The organism is Elusimicrobiaceae bacterium, assembly GCA_028700325.1.
Taxonomy (GTDB): Bacteria; Elusimicrobiota; Elusimicrobia; order Elusimicrobiales; family Elusimicrobiaceae; genus JAQVSV01.
Map to the genome: position 1 here is coordinate 1 of JAQVSV010000018.1, position 22,311 is coordinate 22,311.

Here is a 22,311-nt window from a genome sequence, read left to right on the forward strand (position 1 = left end):
GCATAATTCCGCCACAGAACGCCCTTTTAACCCCTGCAGCACAATTTCGGCTTTCTGCTTAGTGTCCCATTTCCGTTTTACCATGACTGTTCTCCCAGTTTTCAGCCATAGTCTACTATTTCACGCCGCAACTCTTACAGGGGTTCAGTATACTGTATATCATGCCTTTGGATATCAGCTTGCTGCGCAGCGGGGCGACATCGGAAACATCTTTGCCCAGCTATGCTTGCCCCAGGATTTAAAAGCAGCAATCCATCGGACACTTTTCTCTTTCGTTTTTATCTTGCTTATCGCATAAACCAGTGTCAATAATTCTTGCCCTGCCACGGTATTCGGACTACTGGTTAATAACTCTTTTTCCCAAAAGTACGGCAATAGCCAATACGGCGCAAGGCTTCGGTTCCTGGGCCGGACTCTTGTTTTCGGACTTGCAATAGCGAATTGCCGGGAGTGGGTAAATCGCGGATTTTTGATAAACTGGACTTATGTCTGAACTTGTATTTGAAATAGTCGTTATAGTATTAATGCTGGGCGTAAACGCGGTGTTTGCGGCATATGAAATAGCAGTAGCCTCCATTTCCCGTCACAAGCTGGAGACGCTGAGCAGGAGCGGCACTCCGGGAGCCGCAGCTTCCGTGTTCATGAAAGAGCACATGGAAGGCAGTCTGGCTTTGGTGCAGCTGGCAATTACTCTGGCCGGTACAATAGCTGCGGCTACGGGCGGAACGGGCGTGGGCGAATATCTGGTTCCCTATCTTGAGAACGAGTTCGCATTCAGCAATGCGACGTCTGAAATAATCGGCATCGTCTTGTTTGTCCTGCCGTTAAGCGTATTTACAATTATATTTTCAGAGTTGGTGCCTAAAATGTTCGCAATAGAAAACAATGAGGCAATAACACTGGCGCTGTCTCCGGCAATGAGGTTGTTATATGGAATTTGCTATCCGCTGATAAGGGTTTTTGAAAAGGCGGTCCGGGTAATGGTGACGGCCTCACGCAAAGTGTTCCGCATACCCGCCGCCGGAAGCGAGGAAGATGGTCTCGCTGAACTATGGGCCGCCACAGCGCATGCCCGCTCACGCAATATAATTAGCGCCTTTGAGGAAAAGATGGCTAATTCGGCGGTCTTGTTCTCGCGCAAAACGGTAGCGGACGTCATGGTGCCGGCAAAAACAATCTCCTGCATCGTGGCCGATGCCAGTCTTTCAGACGCGCTAATCCGGGCGCACATGGACATGCATACCCGTTTTCCTGTAGTCGGAAAAGATGGGAATATGGACACTGTCTTGGGCTACCTGAATTTTAAGGATATTGTGACCGCCTTGAAAATAAATCCGGCAAACCCCACGGTCAGGGGAATAACCCGCCCGATAAAAAGGATTGCGGCTGATATGCCAATTTCCAGGGCCTTGCAGGAGATGATGGCCGAAAACGCGCATATGGCGATAGTTCTTGAAGGCACGGCGGTGAAAGGGATTGTGACGCTGGAAGATATTATTGAGATGCTGGTCGGAAAAATAACCGATGAATATGACGGGCTGCCGGTCTATATTCATAATTCCGGCTCAAGCCTGATTGTCGGCGGAGGCACTATGCTTTCCGACCTGTATAAAGTATTGAATCTGAACTTGGAGTTACCCGACACGACCTTATCCAACTGGGCAAGGGAAAGGCTGGGAAAGCCGATGCGCGGAGGCGATATCGTCAGGGCTTCCGAGATAGAGGTGTGGATACGCAAAACCAGAAGGCAGCAGTTGCTGGAAGCGATTGTCATGCGCCGGAAAAATTAAATTTGCCATAAAAACCGGGCCAGCCCAGCCCCGCACCAGAGGTCTTCCTTATTTCGGCTGTCCCAATAAATAAGGTAGGGAATCCTGAGTTGCTGGTAAAATGGTTTCACCAGGAAAACAATGTACCGCCGAAGGATTCCCTGACGGCACATTATAACACGTTGTTTTCCGGCGTTCTTTCGCAAATGCCCGGACATCAATTTGAAACCCTTGCCGTAACTTACAAAGCCGACGTTATATATAAGGAACTGTCCACCTGGAACCAGTTCACTGGCCCGCTTTACGCGCAAGCCGCCAAACAAGACAGCCGCCGCGATATGGAAAACAGCCTTTGCGCCCTTAGCGGCAAGCTCTGGCACCTCGGTCTGCCGGATAAAATCCGCACCGGATGACAGGGGCGGGATTAATGGAGAATGCTGATGGATTTGCTGAATTTGAACGAAAGGCGGCTGGCAAAAGCAGGGACGAACCTTCAGGGCAGCTTCTGCTGCCGTCTGAAACTTTCCCGGGACAGCCGTGTATTATAAGGCCTGGTGCCGATATGGGCCGTTCATACCTTGAAACAGTGGACGGAATTGGCTATGCTACTGGCATGGATGGAGAATAAATTCTGCGCATGATGAGGATAACGAAAATGAAAAAACTGTTGCTCGTATTAGGTGTACTGTTAATGACTCCGACGTACTGCGCGGCGGAATGTCTTGAAGACTGCCGTAAGGAGTTCAAAAGAAATATGTGGATCCTGTCGGATCCTGGTATTTCAGTGGAAACATATATGAAGGGAATGGCCGTATTCAAAAAAGCTTATGAACAATGCAAACAGACCTGCAATAATAACCTGTCCTACTCGTGCCCGTCTGCTTCGCCCACTCAAATTCTTTTGAAAAAGGCCGTCATTCTTTCAGAAAAATCCGACGCATGGCTCATGGCGAAAATAGCTGAAGTTTCCGTGCTTAAACCCAGTGAGGAGCAGGAGGCCCTTGTTACAAAAAGGGCTGCGGAACTTGATGCGGCATTTTTTGATATTACTTCGGCTGTCAACTGCCACCACACCGAAAAGTCTGAAGATATACTTTCGGATGTGAAAATGGTGCGGATAGGAGTGGGCCATTTGTCGTCGGTGCTCAGCCTGAATGCTGCTGTTGCGGCCTGCACGAATACCCCATACAACCCTGCTACCGATTCCGACATACAAAGGAGCATCCGCGTCTTCCATGAGTCTTTGGGAATGCTGCAGAGAACGATAGCCAAATAAACAGAAAATGTTTTGCCGGACAGGCTCCAGCGGGTCTGGAGCCTGTCCGTTTATTAGTGCCGGGTTAGAAGTATATGTGCGCGGCTGCGCTGCCGGTAAGCGCCATGATTGTTTTTGTGGAAACGCCCGAGCCGTTATCGTAGCGCTGAAAAGCGAACGGGATGACTTTGAAATCAAAACCGAAATGGTTTTTGATCAGAACTTCCCCGCCGACAAACGGATTCATTCCATAAAATTTGTCGGTCACTCCGTCATTGCGTCCGGGCGAAAACAGAAACAGCGCTCCGGCCTGAAGCATGATGCCGGGATAAATTTCATGGTTCCACAATCCGTCCAGCATAAGGTCGTAACCGTCGGAAATCCCGGTGTTGTCGGTTTCAATATAGGCGTATTGCCCTCCCCATTGCGAAGCCGCTGGCAACGAAATACCGCACGTCAAAAGAATCGCTTCTGATACCCAAACCAGTCTTTCCTGCCAGATCAACGGCGAACGCCGGGCCGGACGGTGCCGCGGCGGCCAACACAGTTGCCAATTTGCGCAATATCCCCCTTGCTGATGATTTCGGTTTGCACTGATCCGGGATTAGGGCATCTAACAAAGCGGTCTGCGCGTATTCTTTAAACTTATCTCAATTCGGTTAAAGAACCGGGCCGCGAATCCGGGTGCGTTGTGTTGGCTTGCGGGTTTTTGCCGCCACGCAACAGAAATTCTGGCACCACGGTTTGCGGGGGGGGAAATTGCTATAATTTGCAAATATGAAACGCATGAATTATCCGTCGGTTAAGCAGGCCGGCCTGTTTGCGGGGCTGGTTTTATGCTGTTCGTTTCTTTCGGGCGAGGCGGCGGAACGGCCCGGAAGAATTTTGGGGCAGGACCTGATGAAAACACTTTCCGCGCCGGCGTGCTTTGACTCGCGTGACTGGCTTGCGGCCGGGCTTGTGGCTGGCGGCGCGGTTACCCTTTATTCGCTGGACGGCGAAATCCGGGATACGGTTCAGCGCAACCGCGGCGGCACGACCAATGCTGTCGAAAATATCTTCAAATCATTCGGGCGCGTGGAAACCGCGCTGCCGGCATTCGCGCTGACTTATGCCGGAGCGGCGTATTTCGGGAACGGCAAACTGAAAGAAGCCGCGGGCATGTCGCTGGAGAGCTTTATCATCGCCGGTTTTATATTCCAGAGCGTCAAATACCTGACTCATCGCGACAGGCCTTGCGAAAACACCTCGCCCTATAAATGGCACGGCCCGGGCATATATGATCAATACCAGTCGTTTCCCTCGGGAGACGCCGCCACCGCGTTCGCCCTGCTTACGCCCGTAGCTCATGTGTATAAGGATACGCCGCTGGTTGCGCCGCTGGCTTATTCCGCCGCCGCTTTTGCGTCGCTCGGGCGGCTGAACCACAACGACCACTGGGCGTCCGATGTATTTGTCGGCGCGGCGCTCGGGTTTTTCACCGCGAAAGCGGTTATAAAATACAGAGAAACCGGCGGCGACGTGGCGGTTATTCCCGTAATCAGTGCCGATAAGCAGGGTGTTATGCTGACCGGCAGATTCTGACAACCGCAGCCGGAGTTTCAGTGGACGGACAGTACAAGAGGAGCCGCTAGTATGCGCGAGATGCCGCTTTCAAAAGTGTTTCAACTGCTGGAACCGGGGCCGGTGGTTTTGCTGACGACCGCCAGCAGCCGAAAAGCCAATATCATGACCATGAGCTGGCATATGATGATGGAATTCACGCCGCCGAGAATAGGATGTGTTGTCAGTTCCGGCAACTGCAGCTACAGGGCTTTGCGCAGGAATAAGGAATGTGTTATTGCGATTCCGGCGCTGGATATCGCGTCCGTAACCGTTGAAATCGGCAACTGTTCCGGGCGGGATGTTGATAAATTCAAAAAATTCGGGCTGACGCCGCTGCCCGCGGAAAAGGTCGGGGCGCCGCTTGTGGGCGAGTGTCTGGCAAATCTCGAGTGCCGCGTAATCAATACAACATTAACCGCCAGGTACTGCCTTTTCGTTCTGGAAGTGGTAAAGGCCTGGCGCAATCCCGCCCGCCGGGAACGCAGGACTCTTCACGCCAACGGCGACGGAACTTTTGTGATTGACGGAAAAACTCTCAATCTCAAAGCCAGAATGACCAAATGGCCGCAGTTTATTTAGCCGGCTGCCCGGCTGTTTTGAGCCGATGAAGAAAATCCCCGTTTGCGCGGGTTTTTCAAGCGGTGTGGCGCATGTTCCGTTTTGTCAGTTTTGCGAACAGGTGGAATAACGCGATTTGCAGCAGCGCGCATAAAAACATTATCCGGCTCAGCCGCGGATGCAGCGGCGGCGTAAGCAGAATCTGATAGCCTTTTTTATAGATCATGACATCACGCACATTTTCCACCCGCCGGTATTGAACCGGTTCGCCCGGGTTGCGGCTCACCCACGCCAGCTGGCTGTGTTGCGGCCATTGAACCGGCAGGGCAAGACCGATGAAGGGGATTGATTTTTTTATGCCGTCTTGCGGATTGTCCGTGTTTTGAATGAACAGAACATTGACCGTGCCCATAGCCCATATCCCGACGGCCAGAAAGCCGCCGAGCGTAACCAGAAAAACCGCTTTTGCCGCCCGGCCGACTATATATTCTTCGCATTCATCGCGTTCCCGCACCGCCGCGACATATCCCAGAAACCTGTCCCGCAGGGCGGATTTAAACAGCACCACACCCAGAAAATACCAGGCGGTCAGCAGCCACACCGCAAGGATAAGCGGGCGTATGGCCAGGCCGGGGAATAACGCGGTCACTACGGACATCCCGCCTGCAACCGCAAAAAAGATCAGCAGGCTCCAGTGCAGGCAACGAAAGAATTTTTTCATGAATTTTCTCCTTCACAGTAAAATATGTCTTCTATCCGCATTTTGAAAAACATGCCCAGTTTAAACGCCAATTCCAGCGAAGGCAGATAAGTGCTGTTTTCCACATAGTTCATCGTCGCACGCGTTACGCCTACGGCTGTGGCCAGTTCTTCCTGCGTGATATTTTTCGCTTTGCGCAGCCCGGACAGATTGTTGTGTATTTTCAGTGTTGACGGTTTTCCCATGATTTTTCCTCATGTCAAACTAGTTTGACATGGATAGTGTATAACTAGTTTGACATTTTGTCAACGCCTTTTTTCCACGTCTTTTTTTCATAACCGGTTTTGGTCCGGCTGATAAAATATGCGCCGGCCCGCGTGCTGCAATAGACTGGGCAAAAAGGGAACGCCGGCGTGTGTTTGATCAGCCGGCTTGCAATTGTGTTCGGGGCAGACAAAAGGCGTGTGCCGGTGTTGGTCGGCTGATTTGATTCTGTTCCCGCAAATTACGCGCGTGTGCCTGTGGCCTGCCGGCAATTATTATGGTGTGATCGGCGAACAGGCGGGACGGGCTGTTTATTTCATGCGCGTGGTATGTGAAAGTTCCGAAGCGCGGACACAGGAGTTTGCGGCGTAAAATGAAACTCCCCCGGCTGTGCCATTGGCCTGCCGGTTGTTACTACGCTTTACCGGCAAGCCGGGGGTTTCTTTGGGTTTTGCCCTGCTTGCGCAGAGTTACACGCGCCATCCCACTGCCTGAGCTATGTCATGCCGGCCAGCGCAGGGGTTTTGTGAGGGGAATTTATAAAAAACCTCCGGAATGGATCCGGAGGTTTTTTAAAGGTTACGGAGAGTTTACTTTGTTGCCGGTGCGGCAGTATCGGTTTTTTCAGTTTTGGCTGGCGCGGATCCGCGGGTTGCTTTAATTTTTTTCCTGCCCGGTTTTTTTGCGTCAGCGGCAACTTCAAAAACATAGAACTCGTCCAGTTCAACGATACCGTCGGCGTTTCTGTCCATTTTTTTGAGCGAGTCGTCGTAGCTGGCGTTGTGCTCCGATCCGGTGACTTTGCCGTTTTTGTCAGTATCAATTTCCGCGTAAAAAGCTGTTCTCCGGGCTACACATTCCGTGTAATGTTTCCCGGCGGATTTATGTTTGGCGGCATCGTCTTTTTTCGGTTCTTCCCCGCAGAAAAACACCACATATTCGCCCAATTCCACCAGTCCGTCCTGATTGGCATCCATTTCGCCGCGCCATTTCAGGTGGCCTTTGGCAAATTCTTCCCTGCTGAGTTTGCCGTCCTGGTTTTTATCCATTTCCGCGAATCTGGCCTTTCGGCCCGCCTGGCGCTCTTCGTGAGTTGTCACGCCGTTTTTGTCGGTATCAAACGGAACCATATGTGCCGTATGCGTGTTTTGAGGAAGTTCCGCCGCTTTTACCGGACCTGCAACCGCCGCAAGCAGGCCCAATACTGCGATGCCCGGTAATTTCATTTTCCGCTCCTTTGCGAGTTAAATGCCGCCGGCCGTATCTTTGCCGCCTTTCTTCGGCCTTTTAAATTATACTAAAAAGGATGTTCCGGCCAGGCTGTTCCGCAAATATTTAATTCAGGCTGTCCGCTCCGGTTTTTGTATAATTTATTCCGGCGGATATGTTTGCGGAAAGGAGACGGCGCATGAGAACAAATACGGTGGTGCTGGAAAATGCGGGCGGTAATGCGGTTTTGCGGGAACTGGGAGTTATTTTCGGAGCCTCTCTTTTTATAGCGGTTCTGGCGCAGGCGGCGGTGCCGCTGCCTTTTACGCCGGTGCCGTTCACGCTGCAGACTCTTGGCCTTTATCTCGCGGCGGCGGTTCTGGGCCCGAAGCGCGGCACAATGGCGGTTGCGGCTTATTTGGCGGAAGGCGCGGCGGGCCTGCCGGTGTTTGCGGCAGGCGGGTTCGGCCCGGCCTGCCTGGTCGGGCCTGCGGGCGGATATCTTCTGGGGTTTGTGCCGGCGGCTTTCATTATCGGATTGACTGGAGCCAAATCCGGTCGGCTGGCTGCGTGTGTCTCTTTTGCATGCGGCGCGGCGGCGCTTTATTGCGCGGGGCTGGTTCAGCTTGGTCATTTTGTGCCGGCCGGGCTGCTGCTCAAAGCGGGGTTGTGGTCGTTTCTGCCGGGCGAGATCATAAAAATCGGCATGGCGGTCGCGATATGGCCCGGCCTAAGAAAACTTGCCGGCAGAATATAGCGGCTTGGTTTTTCGGGTTAAACGAAGGCCCCGCATAAGCGGGGCCTTCGTTTTATGAATTCCGCTCGCAAAACCCCGGTGCTGGCCGGCACGGCATGATGACTGCCGGCATGGCATAGCTCAGGCCGGGGGAGCTTTATCCGATCGCCGTGCAGTTGAAATAAACGGTTGCGGCTGATCGCCTGCGCATCAAGGCTGGTCCGGCGGCGCAACGCGGCCGGGGAAATTCGGCACGGCGCGGCGCGGCCGGCTTCGGCGCGAAAGGCCTGCCGGAATGCGCTGGCTTGAAACCGCCGCGGCTCGGGAACGGATTTGATACGGCTTGAAACCAATCTGGCATGCGGCGGGGGCGGCCGGGCTGAAAATTCTGCAACCGCCGTGCCTGATACTCCGCAGGCGGACCGGCGCGCTAATCGCGCGACAGCGCTTTCGCGAATTTCTCAGCCGATTCGCTCCAGTGCGGGATCGTAACGCCCAGTTCCCGGCACAGCGCGGCGTTCGTCATGGCGGAAAAAACCGGGCGCGCGGCGGGCATATTGAAATCGGCCAGTTTTGCGGGCGATATTTTTACGTCCAGTCCCAGACATTTAAGCGACAGCTCCGCCCACTCATAGCGCGAGCAATACCCGCCGTTTACCAGGTGCCAGCGGCCGGTCAGGCCATGCTCAATGGCTTTGAGCGTGGTGTCGGCGATGTCTTCTACGCTGGTCGGCACGGAGGTTTCGTCCGCCGTTATTTTCAATTCATTCTGCGTTTTTGCCCATTGGGAAAGTTTGAAAATGAAATTCTGCCGGCCCTGCCCATATACCCAGCTTGAACGCAGCACCAGGGCGCGCGCTCCGCTGGCCAAAACCAGTTCTTCGCCCTCCAGCTTGGTGCGGCCGTAGTTGTTGAGCGGACGGGGCCGGTCGGTTTCGGTGTAGGGAACGTTGTGCGCGCCGTCAAAAACATAATCCGTGCCGTAATGAATCAGCTGCGCGTTTATTTTTTTCGCCGCGCTGGCCAGATTCCGCGGGCCGAGCGCGTTGGCGCGGCGCGCGGAGTCATATTCCTGTTCGGCCTTGTCCACCAGATTATAGGCGGCGCAGTTGATTATTATCGAAGGCCTGAACGCCGTGACGGCCTGCTCAGTTTCGTCCGGGTCGGCTATGTCGAGCGTGTCAATATCGCAGGCGCTGACTTCGGCGCCGTTGCGTTCAAACCGTTCCAGAAATGCGCGGGCGAGCTGCCCTTTGGAGCCTGTTATAAGTACTTTCATATAAAGACCAGCCTTTTAAAAGCGTTGAATTATGCCGCTGTTTCAAGTGTATCAAATTGCCGTTGTGTCATAAATCCGCGGCTCCTGCGCCGGAGGCCGGGAAATCCTGAAAAAACCAGTGTCATGAATTATCGGAATTATGTGATAAATGGGTTACGGGGTGAAAAAAGATAACGGATCAGGTATTGCGGATCCGTGCCGGAGCCCGCCGGTGACTGATCCCCGGACCGGAAAAAATCTTTGGCCCGGCCGGGGACGAATCCGGAAAAGCCGCCGCCAAATAGCTTTGCTGAGCCGGTGAAAATTCCGCGGCGGCGGGAGCGTTTCAATCTGGCTCTTGTCAAAACGCGGGGGAATGTATTACAATATTCCTACGTTTCCGTAATACTCGGTAGCATCATGGGCGGGTGGCGGAATGGCAGACGCGTACGGCTCAGGACCGTATGGACGAAAGTCCTTAAGGGTTCAAGTCCCTTTCCGCCCATAGCTTTAATCACATGGATACGCTGTTGTAGCCTGTGTATAATATATATCGCGGCAAGCTGTAGGCCGTATATATACGGAGGAAAAATGAAAAACATCAACAAAGCAGCGAAAAAGGGTTTTACGCTCATCGAACTGATGATCGTAGTCGCTATCATTGGTATTCTGGCTGCAGTCGCCATCCCTAAATTCGCTGATCTCATCAACAAGTCCAAAGAAGGCGCCACCAAAGGCAGTCTGGGCGCGGTGCGCAGTGCCATCACTGTGTACTATGGCGATATGGAAGGCGTGTATCCCAACGACAATCTGTCGCAGGGGTTCACTCCCAAATATATTGCCGCGATCCCGGTCGCCAAAGTTCCCCCGCTGTCTGACAGCGCGGCGGTTGCCGCTGTTGCTTCGACCAGCGCTCTTACCGGCAATACCGGCGGTTGGGCGTATGTCAACGTAAGCGGTGACGCGGGCTGGGGAACCTTTGTAGTCAACACAGTCGGAACTGACTCCAAAGGCATTGTGTGGACCACCCACTAAGGACCTGCTGTTAAGTTTGACCGGGCCCCGCGTTATGCGGGGCCCGTTTTTTTTGCGCCGGCCGGCATTATTTATTATTATTGTTATCATGCCAGAGGTTATCGCGGTTATTCCCGCGCGGCAAGGGAGAACGGCAATGCGCAATACCGGCAGTGGTAACCGGTGGGGGTTTACGCTGATTGAACTGATGATCATCATGGCGATTATCGGGATCCTTTCCGCTGTTGCCATACCGAAGTTTTCCGAACTTATCGCCAAGTCGAGGGAAGGCGCCACCAAAGGCAATCTGGGCGAAGTGCGCAGCGCCATTACCGTGTATTACGGCGACATGGAGGGTGTGTATCCCAACGATAACCTGTCGCAGGGGTTCACTCCCAAATACCTTCCCGAAATTCCCGTGGCCAAACTGCCGCCATTACCCGATAGCGCGGCTGTCGCGGCAATCCCTTCCACCAGCGCCATAGCGGGCGCGGCGGGCGGCTGGGCGTATGTCAATGCAAGCGCGGACAGCTGCTGGGGCACTTTCGTGGCCAACTCCCTCGGCACCGATTCCAAAGGCGTGGTATGGACCGCGCACTGAAGCGCTTCTTTTGATTTATCACGGGCCCGGGCATACCCCCCGGGCCCGTTTTTTTGCGCGGACGGCTGGATATTTAATACCATATAATGAATCCGTGTTCCATTGCCGCGGGCCGGCGCGCGGGATTATTTTACAGGTGGTGGCATGACAGCGTTTTCCATAGCGTTTTTTATTGTTGTATTCCTGTTCGGTCTTGTGATAGGGAGTTTCCTCAACGTGTGCATTTACCGGATGCCGCTGGAGGACAAATCGGTGGTCAACCCGCCTCATTCCGCCTGCCCGAAATGCGGCAGTCCCATACGCTGGTATGACAATGTTCCGCTGCTGAGTTTTGCGCTGCTGGGCGGCAAATGCCGCAACTGCCGGCAGGCGATTTCATGGCGGTACCCGGCGATCGAGCTGCTGACGGGCGTGCTGACGGTCTGTTTCGTTTCAAAAAACATCCCGTTGTGGTGGTGGACGGCGGGCGTGCTGATTGCGGTTTACATGCTGCTGGTTCTCTCCATAATTGATCTGGACCTGCTTATCATACCGGACGAGCTTTCTCTGGGGATGATCGGGGTGGGGCTGGCGTTCGCGGCGGTCAACCCGAATTTTTCCGGCGGGTTCTGGCACCGCATCATGGAAAGCGCGATAGGCGGCGCGGCCGGTTTCGGCCTGTTCATGTTCATTGCTGTGGCGGGCGAGTGGATTTTCAAGAAGGAGGCTATGGGCGGAGGAGATATCAAGCTCATGGCCGGCGCGGGCACGTTGATAGGGGCGCAGGGGGTCGTGTCGTCGCTGATGCTGGGTTCGGCCGCGGGTTCGGTGTATGGCATTGCGCTTCTGCTGCGGAAAAAAGCGGCGCGCGGCGATCCGATTCCCTTCGGGCCGTTTCTGAGCATAGGCATCCTGATCAATCTCTATCAGCTGATTCCGTTAAGCGCGTATCTCTGGGGACAATAATATGGCGGATGAACCTAAACTGGTGCGCAAACGCCCCACGAAGGACGAGGTGCTGGCTTCGGCGTTTTATTACGCTGTCAAGGCGCATGAATATCAGGTGCGCAAGGGCACGGGCCTGCCCTACATAGAACACCCGGTCCGGGTGGCGGCGCTGCTGATGGAAATGCGGGCCAGTTCCGATATGGTGGCGGCGGGTTTTCTGCATGACGTGGTGGAGGATACCGACCGCACCGCCGAAGAACTCGCCAGAATGTTCGGCCCGGCGGTGGCGAAGCTGGTTACCGCGGTAAGCGAAAACAAGGGCGATACCTGGGACTCGCGCAAACAGAAAACGCTTCGCGCGCTGCGCACGGCCGATTATACGGTGGTGCGGCTTGTGCTGGCCGACAAGCTCGACAATATCCGTTCCATAGCGGATGATTTCGGCCGGAACGGCGAGAACGTCTGGCTGCGGTTTTCGCGCCCGTTTGAAAAGCAGCGCTGGTATTATAAAGGGCTGGCGCGCGTGCTGAAACTGCGCACAAAACACCATCGCGAATACCGCTGGACCGAGGAATTCTGCGCGCTGGTAAAAACAGTTTTCAAACAGGGCCCGGCCAGCTGACCGCCACGCGGCCAGATAGCTGATTTGATATGCCAAGAAAAAAATCACCCGGCACCGTCGCAACCAACCGCAAGGCGCTTTTCAACTACGCGGTTCTTGAAACTTATGAGGCCGGTATCTGCCTGACCGGGCCGGAAGTGAAATCCGTGCGGCTTGGCAATGTCACCATAGAGGGCAGTTTCGCGCGCGTTGACGGCGACGAGGTGTTTCTGCATAATCTCAGCATCAGGCCCTATGAATTCAATCATGTGCAAGTGCTGCCGCCGGACCGGATCCGCAAGCTGCTGCTCGGGCGCAAAGAGATTGACCGGCTGATCGGCAAGACCCGCATCAAGGGCCACACGCTTGTTCCGCTGGAGATTTATTTTAAAAACGGCTGGGCGAAGCTCAAACTCGCGCTCGCGCAGGGCAAACAGCATAAGGACAAGCGCGATTCAATCAAAAAACGCGAAGTCGAGCGCGACATGGAGCGGGCGGTCCGCAGCAGGAACCGCTAGCCTCGCGCCGGGTCTGGCGCGGCAGGTTGACAGGTGAATTCAGTAAAATTCAAACCGAGCGTGTTTTTCAGCGCAGGCGGCTGGAAAGCCGCCTGCGCGACGGCGGCGTTTCTGCTGTCGCTTGGCTTGTTGTATGCGGCGGTCAGGCCGGCCTGTTATGTAGGCAGATTTAATGACGATGTGCGGCATTTTCTGGCCGCGCGCTCTATTCTGCAGGGCCATTACCGCCAGCTGGCCACGCCGGATGGCGGGCACATCTCCAATCTGTTGCCGGGTTATCCGCTTCTGCTGGCGCCCGCGGTCAGGCTGGGCGGCGCGGCGGCTGGCCAATGGGAAAACATACTGTTTTCCGTTTTGTATACGGGACTGCTGTTTATTCTTTTTAACAGGAACAGGCCGCTGGCTGTGCTGGCGGGCCTGCACCCGGCGCTGACGCTTCTGGCGGGCTCGATGATGACGGAGCCGTCCTATCTGTTTTTCACGACATTGGCGCTGCTTCTTTATGACAGGGGCGGCGGTTCGTCCGCCCCGGCGGTAATGCTTGCGGCGGGTTTCTCGGTATGGCTGCGCCCGCACGGCGCGCTTCTGCTGGTGGCGCTGGTTCCGTTTCTGCTGAGTGAGCGGCGCGACAGAAAAACACTGTCGTATATTTTGTGCGGCGCGGCGCTGGCGGTTCTGCCGTTCGCATATAATATGCTGGCGGCCGGCACGCCGGCTTCTTATTTCAGCGAGATTCCGCGCGCGGCAGGCCTGTGGGCAACAGTGTCGGCCCAACTGCAGAATATTTTCAGCAATATTCTTTTCACTTTCAAAATGCTGCCGGTTTTTGTCATCGCGGCTGAGTTTTCCGACGCGGCGGATTCCGCTTTGGTTTACCCCTATGCCGTGGTGTTCTGGTGCGTGTTTGCGGCGGGCATATACCGCACCGCCGGGAGCGGATCAGCCGGAGCGCGTTCGCGCATGGCTTATACCCTTGCGGTGCTGCTGATGCACCTGTATTGGGTGAACCAGAGCTCGCGTTATTATCTGGTGATACTGCCGTTTGCGCTTGAGCTCTGCCATGCGGGCCTGTTTTTCATGCCGCGCGCAATGAAACAGCTGCTTCTGGGCGGGTTTCTGCTGACGTTCGGCGTTGTGAATTTCCAGCTTGTGCAGTCTGCGCGGAGCGGCGCGCCCCGGCTGAGCGGGCCGGTTAACACCGCCGGGTGGATAAAAACGCATACACCGCCGGACAGTGTCATCATGTCCACTTATAAGGAGCGGACTTTTTATCTGACCGGCCGCAAATCGCAGGGATTTTATTACGCCGCCAATCCCGACGCGTGGTACGCCAGGGTCTGCGGGCTGGGAATTGATTATCTGCTGGTCGAGCCGCGCGACTCGATAATAAAGACCACGCCGCGCCGTTCGTTCGAGCTGGACCGGCTTTACGGCTGTATTGACCGCGCCGCCGCCGATCCCCTGCGTCTGCGGCGCGAATTCGGCGACCCCGGCGAAAACACCGAGATTTACCGCGTACTGTGCCCGCCGGAGTTTCTGGAGGCGGACCGGCTTATGCGCGAGGCGCTGCAACTGTCTTACGCCGGCGACTTCAAGGGCGCGCTGAAAATCATGGAGCGGATTCGCGCGGAGAAGCTGGATCGCCTGCTCCAGCGCTTCAGTTTTACTTACGGCACCACCCTGCTGCTGGCTGGCGACAGCGTCGCCGCGCAGGCCATGCTTGAGCGGGTGGTAAAAAGCGAGCCGGATTTTGAGGCCGCCCGCGCCAATTTTCTGCGCGCAAAGGCCGCCGCGGAAAAAACTCCGCCGCGCCCGGGAAACCGCTGAAAAACCGTTCCGGCCAAAGTGTCATGTTTTAGGCGGCAGTGCTTGTGCGGCAGGCGCGGGGCGCAAGTGTCTGGCGGCGGTAAGTATCGCTAAACGACAATCCCGTATTTTTCCGCGATGCGTTTTTTTATCAGTTCCCTGCTGCAGGCGGATTTGCCTTTTGAGCGCTCACCCCGTACGGCGCGGCCCGGCATTTCCTGCCAGCAGTGTTTGTAATTTCTGTCCCGCTGTTCCTGCTCCGGGAACGGATCCGCGAATTCATAGCCGTTTTTGACCGCCATGTGAAACCAGTAGGCGCCAATGTCGCCGCAGTCATCGCAGTCGCCGAATAACGAGTGTTCTTTTTCCGCAATGGCTTTTGCCGCCCGAACCGACAGCAGCGCGCACCATTCGTTTATCCGGCAGTTACGCCTGGCTGCGGTGTTTGCGCTTGAGGTAAGCGGCCAATCCGGCTGCGGCCTTGAGCCGGACAGGATCGCCCTTGGCGAACAGTAACACTCCGGATCGGCATGATAACCGCATTGCCAGCATTGGCCCAGCTCGCCGGTTATGCCGGGTTTGTCCATTGCCTTCATGCAGGTCAGGTACCGGCCCGGCACATCATCGCGGAACTCCATGCTGTCATGCATGAGGAAAAGGTAATCCTTGTCCGTTGAATCAATGGCCCGCTGATAGCGGATATCGGTTTTGCCGGAGAACAGGCTCATTGTTTGCAGCAAATACGCCAGCCCGCGGAAAAGCGCGTTTCCGGACGTCCTGCCGGACGGCATGAATCCCGGCGCCAATGGCCGCCGTTCTCCGGAGCCGCGCCGGCCGGAGCAGATCCGCACGCGCCAGCCGGATAGGGCCGACAGGAATGTTTTACTGTTATAAAATGCCAGCGTGTCATGATCGGACATTTCGTCGTTTATATAAACCGTGTCCACAAGGTAGCCGGAATGTTGCCGCAGCGTCAGCAGCGCATAGAACATAAGTTCCGGTTTTCCGAAAGATTGCGCCGCCACATCTATCTTTGCGTCAGTCTTCATGATAGTATTCCCCCTGCGGGTGGTTCATGCGTAATCTATTTTATCAATATTTTATCCATAAGCATAATTTGTAATCTTTTAGTTCCTGTTGGCTTTGCGTATAAAAGGCTAAAATTCATGTCATGTCAGTGAATATCTATCACACAATAGGCGTGAATATCCGCGCGGCGCGCAGAGCCGCGAACATGACGCTTGAACAGCTTGCGGAAAAAGCCGGCATAAGTGCGGGGTTTTTGTCTTATATAGAAAAAGGGAAGCGCAAATGCAGCGTGGATACCGTGTACAGAATTGCCGGCGCGCTTGATCTTAATATTTGCGCATTATTCGGAGCCGCAAACGCGGAATCTTTGGTTTTGGAAAATATTATAAAAAAAGTTATCAGAGAGCTTGTGCTTAACAAAGCTTTTCTGATTGATATTGGCCGGCTTGGCCCGAAATCGGGAAATGACGGGTGACTGATAAAAAAGCCCTTCATATGAAGGGCTTTTTTATCACAGAAATGTCCGTCAGCCGGGGCTTTTGCCGGTAGCCGCTCAGCAGGCCGGTTGAGCGGAACGAATACGCCACGAAAACGCATTGCGCTTTCGTGGCGTATTAATATATCACCTTCTAGGGCCTGCTGTTTATTGCCGAAACGCAATGGCAGTCTTGCCGCAGGTTAGAACTGCTCCTGTTGCAGCATTGCGTTTGAAGCGAACTGGTCAAGGCACCGCAGTGTGCCGGACAGGGTGCTGTAACTGTCGCAGACTTTAAGTATTTCCGGATCAAAAGATCTGTCCGCTATGTGGGAAAGGCAGGCATTCGTGTCGTATGCTGTTCTGAACCTGTCGCAAACCTGCAATGCGCCGGGATCGAAGTTCCTGTTCGCAATTATGTCAATGCAGTCGGTGGTCACTGCGGCTTTGGCATACCGGTCACAAACCATAAGGGCGCGGCGTTCAAACTGGTTATTGGTTATGTGGCGCAGGCACTGATTGGTTTCTTCTTCTCCGGAGTATCTGTTGCAGACGAGCAGCGCGTTCTGGTCATATCTTCCGTCGGCCACTATTCTGAGGCATCTGTTCGTGCCATGTGCGGTGCGATAGCGGTCGCAGACGGGAAGCACGCCTCTGTCGAAATATCTGTCTCTGATGATTGAGAAGCATTCGTTTTTCATTCCGTCATTGGTAATGCGGGAGCAGACATGTACCGCTTCCGGGTCGAAATACTTGTTGGCGTTTCCGCTGACGCAGGAATTAAAGTCGCCACTGATCGTTTTGCAGAAACTGGTCGCGTCAAACTGCGGGGAAGCTTTGTCCGTAAAAGATTCATCCGCAAAACCGCTTCCGCACATGGCGAGCGCCAGCATACAGCTTGTCCAAAGTTTTTTCATATATCTCCTCTCTTCAATTATACTGTCCCGATCTGAAGTGCCTGCCGGTCAGATGGGCTATGCTTAAATGGTAGTATGTGCCAGTTTCCGCGGCAAGAGGCGGAAGTCCTATGCGCGGGGTTACCCTTTTGCCGGGAACGGCCCGGCGGATTTTTTCGTTGAATATATTTTCAGCGGCAGCGGATTTTTTTGTCCGCGGTGGTGAACGACGCTTCATCTGTTGCCGGAAACCGGGCTTTCCATACGCTGCCGGGCTTCCGGCCTTTCGGCAAATGTGGCGCCTTGCCGGCAGTCCGGGCGGAGAGTCCGATAAACTGCCGCGCCTCGAGAGAGAGGGGGGGCACACTTTGCGTCCGTGCTGTGGCCATGTTCCGCGGCAATGCTTATGGGTTGCTGATAAACACCGCGTTTTTGTGAGCGGATTTCATGAAACTGAAAAAGCCCTTAATGCGAAGGGCTTTTTCAGGGGTTTGAATGTTTTCAAGGCATCAGAAGCGCAGGCCGGCGGCGGCTTCCATGCCCGGTTCGCCGTGCATGAAGTTGAACGCGGCGTTGAGATAGCCGAACCGGGCGATTTTGGTGTGCAGGCCGACGGTGGCCCGGTAGTCGTTGGTGGTGATGTCCGCTCCGACCAGCTCTGGATTCGCGGTCGCTTCCATTACCATCAGGCGCGTGTGATCGAGGCCCGCGCCGATGTAAGGAGTGGTCCACGGCGTTTTCATGGAAACGACAAGGTTGCCGCTGAAATGCGTAGCGGAAAAACTGCGGTTTACAGCCGTATGGCCCGCGCCGACCAGCATTGCCTGCAGCGCGTAAGGCCGGTCGTTGACTTTGGTGATGCCCCAGCGCAGGCCGCCGCCGCTCACGGTTATGCCTTCCCAGTTTGACATCCGCACAAAGCCGTCAAGCCGGAACGGCATTCCGATTTCCGCCTGCACCCACGGCAGATACATGAAGTTCTGGCCGGAGTTTTTGGCGATGGTGTTGCCGCCGGACGGGCTGAACTGGCCCGTGACGCGCATGCCGACGTCAAAACCGGAAAATCCGAGGCTGCGGCCCGTGGCATAAAGGCCCGAACCCAGAATTCCGCCGAAATCTCTCGCAAACGGTTTAAGCGAGCCGGCGGTGGCGTAGCGGGCGAACCCGTCCGCCATGCCGGCCGAGGCGGCGGGCAGGACAAGACAGGTCAGCAGAGCGGTCAATACAAGGTGTTTTTCCATAATGTTTTCAGTCCTTTAACGTTTGCGCGAGTGTGGCGTCCGCCTCGCGCTGCAGATGTATCATAACCGACATAACCACGCTTAACGCGCAGATTATGAAAAGGAAATAATGTTCCGGCCTTCCCAGCCACAGGGCTGCCGCCAAGGCGATAAAACGGGTGTTGTCGCCCAGAATATTCCAGCCGCGCACCGTTTTGCGGTTTGCCGCGCGATATTGCCCTCGTACGCCGTCCGGCAGCGCACCGGAGGGGAATCTGCCGTTCAGCTTTTTCATCAGGGCGAGGTGGCTGGCGGCAAAAAATTTCTGGTAGACGTGATAGCCCGAATAGCAGAATCTGAAAAAAACCGGCAGGTTTTTATCTTCGTCATGGAGCGCCGCGCGGCCCCTGCTGACGACCGCCGCGAACGTGGTGCGGTAAAAATCGTACATGCTGCTTTGCACCGCCGTGCACACGCCCGCGGCAACCGCCAGCCCGAAAATATATGCCGCACCGTGCGGCCGCATCGGATTTTTAAGGTACAGCACGCACAGGCTCAGATAGGCGAACAGGTAGGTGACGTAGCCTATCATGCCGTCCAGTATCCGCCCGCGTTCGGTGCCGGTGCCGGTCAGCCGGGCAAGCTGGCCGTCCGCACTGTCTAAAACGCTGGAGAATATTATCAGCGCATAGCCCCACCAGATCAGCGCGGGCCACGCCAGCATGAGCCCGCCCGCCATTCCCAGCAGCATGCTGATATAGGTTATCTGGTCGGCTGTAAGGCGCAGCTGCCGTCCGAGCAGCGCAAACCGGTAGCCCAGCGGATGATAAAACCAGACGTCAAGCAATTCTTCCATCTCGCGGGCTTTGTACAGCGGTTTGTTCTGTCCGGTGGCGGTTGTCATGCGCGGCGCACTCACAGCTCCCAGATATGGTCCTGCTCTTCCAGCAGCTCGATGAATTCCCGCCCGATCACGGGATCGAACAGCGTGCCGCTGCCGTTGCGGGTCATCTCGATGGCGGCGGTGCGCAGATCCTGCCCCGACAGCCGGGCCGTGCGGCGCAGGTGCTCGGCGGCGTTCACCAGGCGCAATATCCGCGCCCCGGTCGGAATCGTTTCTCCTGTCAGTCCGTCAGGAAAGCCCGTTCCGTCGAAATTCTCGCGATGGTGGCGCACGATGTCTATGGATCCTTTGAAAATGTGTATGCCCTCCATCATTCTGATGGACATGGCTACGCACGCCTCTTCCGGCGGCAGATAACCCGGTATGCCGGATTCCTGCATCAGCCGCTTGTTCCGCAGGCCTATGTATCCCATGTCGTGCAGCAGGCCCGCGTAATAAAGGTTGCGGTATTCGGGATCCGCTATGCCCAGCCGTTTGGCCAGCGCGCAGCAGAGATACGCGCAATGGGTCGGATGCGAGTCCATATCCGGCGCGGAGATTTCAATGGACGCCGCCATGATTTCCAGCACATGCGAAAAAAAGTTTTTCTGCTCCTGAATGAGCCGCGTGTTGGCTATCGCCACGGAAGCCAGCCCGGCGAGGCTGGTCAGCATGGCGATATCTTCGTCCGAAAAAGGATGGTCGCCGCGGCGGTTGAGCACTTCCGCCACTCCGATGATTTCGTCTTTGTTCATCATCGGAACCGCCAGCAGCTGCCGCGTTATAAAACCCGACGCCTTGTCATACTGCGCGGCAAACCGCGGATCCGACCGCGTGTCGTTCACCACGACTGGTTTCTTCTCCTGCGCCACCCAGCCCGCTATGCCCTGCCCGACCGGCACGGTCATTTTCTTCATCGCGCTGCCTTTGGCTCCGGTCGCGATTTTAAACAGCAGATTCTCTTTCCGCTCGTCCAGCAGCATGATGGAGCTGGCTTCGCAGTCCAGCATTTCCTCCGCGTACTGGCCGATTTTCTGGAGCAGAAAATCCAGATCCATTATGGAATGGAGATTGCAAGCCAGGTTTAATAGCTCAAAGGCGCTGATGTTTTTGCAATTGTGTTGCTCCATTCGGCCTCTCCCCTTACTCCGTGTCTTCCTCTGCGGCTCCGCCCAGCACTTCCCTCACGGTCGTGTAGCCTTTCAGCACCTTCATCAGGCCGTCGCACGATATGGTCCGCATTCCTTCGCTTACCGCTTTGTCCCGCAGCGGGCCGGCCGCCACGGACGAATTTTCCAGCGCGAAGTTTTTCATGCTGTCCGACATAACCAGCAGTTCGTGCAGGCCCAGCCGGCCGCGGAACCCGATATCCTTGCAGTCGGGGCAGCCGACTGGTTTGTAAAACTTTGTGCCGGCCGGTATTTCCATGCCGTATTCCCGGAAAATCACCCGTTCTTCAGGCGTGGGGTCATAGGCCAGTTTGCATTTGTCGCACAGTTTGCGCGCCAGCCGCTGGGCCAGCACCGCTTTGAGTGTTGCCACTACCACATACGCCGGCAGGCCCATTTCCACAAGCCGCGACACCGCGCTGGGCGCGTCGTTGGTATGGATGGTGGAAAACACAAGGTGGCCGGTCATGGCCGCTTCCATCGCGATCCGCGCGGTTTCCTCGTCGCGGATTTCGCCGACCATGATCACATCCGGGTCCAGCCGCATGAAGGAGCGCAGCGCGGTCGCGAAATCGAAACACTTGTTAGAGCCCAGTTTGATGTCGGGGTTGACCGGCACCTGCACGATCCCGTCAATGTTGTATTCGACCGGGTTTTCGGCCGTCAGTATCTTTATGTCGGGCCGGTTGACATGATTGAGCGCGGCGTAAAGCGTGGTTGATTTGCCCGAACCGGTGGGGCCGCAGACGATCACCAGCCCGAAATTCTTTTTCCCGCCGATGCCCTTGAGCAGATTGAGGAATTTTTCCTGCGTGTCCGGCAGAAACAGCAGTTTGTCTATATCCACGCGCACCGCCGCCCGGTCCAGAATACGCATGACGCACGATTCGCCGTACACCGTGGGCACGATCTCTACGCGGAATTCGACGGGATTGCCTTTCGCCAGAATCTGTATGCGTCCGCTCTGGGGAATGCGCCGCTCGGTTATGTCCATGGAATTGGTCATGATCTTGAGCTTGGCAATTATGGCCGACCGGTAGGTCCACGGTACGGTGAAATTCGCCGGCCTTAACATCCCGTCCACGCGGTAGCGCACGGAAATGTAGCTGTTCTTGCCTGACGCGTCCTCGTACGGCTCGATGTGAATGTCCGACGCTTTTATGTTGAGCGCGCCCAGAATGATGGCGTTGGCGAACTTCTCCACTTCCGGCGCGCTGGCGTCAATATCGGTAATGTCGGTTTTTACTTCTTCCTGAACCTCTATGCCTTCGGTGTCGAGCTCGGAGCTTTTCTTGACCGACGCGAGCAGTTTGTCCATCACCTCGCCGTCGCTCTTGCCGTACACCGTGTCCAGCAGCGCTTCAATATCCTGCGGCAGCGCCAGAAACGGAACGATGTGCAGCCCCGTGCGCAGATTGATGTCTTCCAGTACGAAAAAATCGCGCGGATCCGACATCGCCACCGACAGGCTGTCCTCCGATTTCCTGAACGGAACCGCCATATGCCGGCGCGCGGCCGTTTCGGGAATCATCTGCACTATTTCTTTTTCGGCTTCTATTTGAGTGAGATCTATGTGCTGGACTTTCCACGCGTCGCTTAACGCTGCAAACAGAACCTTCCGCTCCAGGATGTTTTCTTCAACCAGCACCTGGGGCAGTGTTTTCTTTTGTGCGCGCGCGCGTTCCTCCGCTGAAACCAGCGCCGCCTCTTCGGCGAGCGACTGCCCGGTCAGGATCTCGATTATCGTGCGTCTTCTTGAAATGCCTTCTTTAGCCATAAGCCGTATATTATTACATATCAAGTTTACCATAAATAAGC

Annotated in this window: 24 protein-coding genes and 1 tRNA gene; 14 read left to right on the forward strand and 11 right to left on the reverse strand. The window is 55.4% G+C overall.

The annotated features are described in order from the left end of the window. Positions 1–524 precede the first annotated feature (524 nt). The 3 genes from PHW69_03935 (at position 525) to PHW69_03945 (ending at position 3,045) form a co-directional block, all read left to right on the forward strand. Complete coding sequence (locus PHW69_03935; protein ID MDD4004336.1) at positions 525–1,790, forward strand: hemolysin family protein; 1,266 nt, start codon at positions 525–527, stop codon at positions 1,788–1,790. A 161-nt stretch (positions 1,791–1,951) separates the two neighbouring features. Beyond that, on the forward strand, positions 1,952–2,182 hold the full coding sequence (locus PHW69_03940; GenBank protein MDD4004337.1) for a DUF4372 domain-containing protein: 231 nt from the start codon (positions 1,952–1,954) through the stop codon (positions 2,180–2,182). 242 nt (positions 2,183–2,424) lie between these two features. Next, positions 2,425–3,045, forward strand: a complete 621-nt coding sequence (locus tag PHW69_03945; protein MDD4004338.1) for a hypothetical protein — start codon at positions 2,425–2,427, stop codon at positions 3,043–3,045. A gap of 64 nt (positions 3,046–3,109) precedes the next feature. Here PHW69_03945 and PHW69_03950 read toward each other — a convergent pair whose 3' ends face one another. Further along, entirely contained in the window at positions 3,110–3,484 is a 375-nt protein-coding gene (locus PHW69_03950) for a hypothetical protein (protein ID MDD4004339.1), read from the reverse strand. 317 nt (positions 3,485–3,801) lie between these two features. Between PHW69_03950 and PHW69_03955 the strand changes: the two genes are divergently transcribed. Then, positions 3,802–4,608, forward strand: a complete 807-nt coding sequence (locus PHW69_03955) for a phosphatase PAP2 family protein (GenBank protein MDD4004340.1) — start codon at positions 3,802–3,804, stop codon at positions 4,606–4,608. A gap of 51 nt (positions 4,609–4,659) precedes the next feature. Next, a complete protein-coding gene (locus PHW69_03960) occupies positions 4,660–5,208 on the forward strand; it encodes a flavin reductase family protein (GenBank protein MDD4004341.1) in 549 nt (182 codons plus the stop codon). 55 nt (positions 5,209–5,263) lie between these two features. Here PHW69_03960 and PHW69_03965 read toward each other — a convergent pair whose 3' ends face one another. From PHW69_03965 to PHW69_03975, 3 genes are all read right to left on the reverse strand, one after another. After that, entirely contained in the window at positions 5,264–5,908 is a 645-nt protein-coding gene (locus PHW69_03965; protein MDD4004342.1) for a hypothetical protein, read from the reverse strand. Next, complete coding sequence (locus PHW69_03970) at positions 5,905–6,132, reverse strand: helix-turn-helix transcriptional regulator (GenBank protein MDD4004343.1); 228 nt, start codon at positions 6,130–6,132, stop codon at positions 5,905–5,907. The genes PHW69_03965 and PHW69_03970 overlap by 4 nt, the downstream gene beginning before the upstream one ends. Positions 6,133–6,741: 609 nt before the next feature. Then, positions 6,742–7,377, reverse strand: a complete 636-nt coding sequence (locus PHW69_03975; GenBank protein MDD4004344.1) for a hypothetical protein — start codon at positions 7,375–7,377, stop codon at positions 6,742–6,744. 182 nt (positions 7,378–7,559) lie between these two features. Between PHW69_03975 and PHW69_03980 the strand changes: the two genes are divergently transcribed. Continuing rightward, on the forward strand, positions 7,560–8,117 hold the full coding sequence (locus tag PHW69_03980) for a biotin transporter BioY (GenBank protein MDD4004345.1): 558 nt from the start codon (positions 7,560–7,562) through the stop codon (positions 8,115–8,117). Between the two features lie 409 nt (positions 8,118–8,526). Here the strand turns inward: PHW69_03980 and rfbD are convergent, their stop codons facing one another. Continuing rightward, a complete protein-coding gene (rfbD, locus tag PHW69_03985; protein MDD4004346.1) occupies positions 8,527–9,375 on the reverse strand; it encodes a dTDP-4-dehydrorhamnose reductase in 849 nt (282 codons plus the stop codon). Positions 9,376–9,776: 401 nt separating this feature from the next. On the opposite strand from rfbD, the gene PHW69_03990 reads away from it, so the two are divergent. The 7 genes from PHW69_03990 (at position 9,777) to PHW69_04020 (ending at position 14,842) form a co-directional block, all read left to right on the forward strand. Further along, positions 9,777–9,859, forward strand: a tRNA-Leu gene (locus tag PHW69_03990). A gap of 86 nt (positions 9,860–9,945) precedes the next feature. After that, positions 9,946–10,389, forward strand: a complete 444-nt coding sequence (locus PHW69_03995; GenBank protein ID MDD4004347.1) for a type II secretion system protein — start codon at positions 9,946–9,948, stop codon at positions 10,387–10,389. Positions 10,390–10,477: 88 nt separating this feature from the next. Further along, positions 10,478–10,969: a type II secretion system protein gene (locus tag PHW69_04000; protein ID MDD4004348.1), complete on the forward strand. Its 492-nt coding sequence runs from the start codon at positions 10,478–10,480 to the stop codon at positions 10,967–10,969. 144 nt (positions 10,970–11,113) lie between these two features. Continuing rightward, on the forward strand, positions 11,114–11,914 hold the full coding sequence (locus tag PHW69_04005) for a prepilin peptidase (GenBank protein MDD4004349.1): 801 nt from the start codon (positions 11,114–11,116) through the stop codon (positions 11,912–11,914). A 1-nt stretch (position 11,915) separates the two neighbouring features. Continuing rightward, positions 11,916–12,518: an HD domain-containing protein gene (locus tag PHW69_04010; protein ID MDD4004350.1), complete on the forward strand. Its 603-nt coding sequence runs from the start codon at positions 11,916–11,918 to the stop codon at positions 12,516–12,518. A 29-nt stretch (positions 12,519–12,547) separates the two neighbouring features. After that, positions 12,548–13,015, forward strand: coding sequence for an SsrA-binding protein SmpB (gene smpB / locus PHW69_04015; protein ID MDD4004351.1), 468 nt, complete (start codon positions 12,548–12,550; stop codon positions 13,013–13,015). A gap of 33 nt (positions 13,016–13,048) precedes the next feature. Beyond that, entirely contained in the window at positions 13,049–14,842 is a 1,794-nt protein-coding gene (locus tag PHW69_04020; protein ID MDD4004352.1) for a hypothetical protein, read from the forward strand. Positions 14,843–14,931: 89 nt separating this feature from the next. Here PHW69_04020 and PHW69_04025 read toward each other — a convergent pair whose 3' ends face one another. Further along, positions 14,932–15,870, reverse strand: a complete 939-nt coding sequence (locus PHW69_04025) for a hypothetical protein (protein ID MDD4004353.1) — start codon at positions 15,868–15,870, stop codon at positions 14,932–14,934. Positions 15,871–15,992: 122 nt separating this feature from the next. Between PHW69_04025 and PHW69_04030 the strand changes: the two genes are divergently transcribed. Next, positions 15,993–16,325, forward strand: a complete 333-nt coding sequence (locus PHW69_04030) for a helix-turn-helix transcriptional regulator (protein MDD4004354.1) — start codon at positions 15,993–15,995, stop codon at positions 16,323–16,325. A gap of 203 nt (positions 16,326–16,528) precedes the next feature. Here the strand turns inward: PHW69_04030 and PHW69_04035 are convergent, their stop codons facing one another. From PHW69_04035 to PHW69_04055, 5 genes are all read right to left on the reverse strand, one after another. Then, positions 16,529–17,242, reverse strand: coding sequence for a hypothetical protein (locus PHW69_04035; GenBank protein ID MDD4004355.1), 714 nt, complete (start codon positions 17,240–17,242; stop codon positions 16,529–16,531). A 488-nt stretch (positions 17,243–17,730) separates the two neighbouring features. After that, complete coding sequence (locus PHW69_04040) at positions 17,731–18,462, reverse strand: hypothetical protein (GenBank protein MDD4004356.1); 732 nt, start codon at positions 18,460–18,462, stop codon at positions 17,731–17,733. A gap of 7 nt (positions 18,463–18,469) precedes the next feature. Next, the gene (locus PHW69_04045) at positions 18,470–19,345 is read right to left on the reverse strand and encodes a CDP-alcohol phosphatidyltransferase family protein (protein MDD4004357.1); all 876 of its coding nucleotides are present in this window, start codon (positions 19,343–19,345) and stop codon (positions 18,470–18,472) included. 11 nt (positions 19,346–19,356) lie between these two features. Further along, positions 19,357–20,454 carry a GAF domain-containing protein gene (locus PHW69_04050; GenBank protein MDD4004358.1) on the reverse strand — a complete coding sequence of 366 codons (1,098 nt, stop codon included), beginning with the start codon at positions 20,452–20,454 and terminating at the stop codon, positions 19,357–19,359. A gap of 13 nt (positions 20,455–20,467) precedes the next feature. After that, positions 20,468–22,270, reverse strand: coding sequence for an ATPase, T2SS/T4P/T4SS family (locus tag PHW69_04055; GenBank protein ID MDD4004359.1), 1,803 nt, complete (start codon positions 22,268–22,270; stop codon positions 20,468–20,470). Between the last annotated feature and the right edge of the window lie 41 nt (positions 22,271–22,311).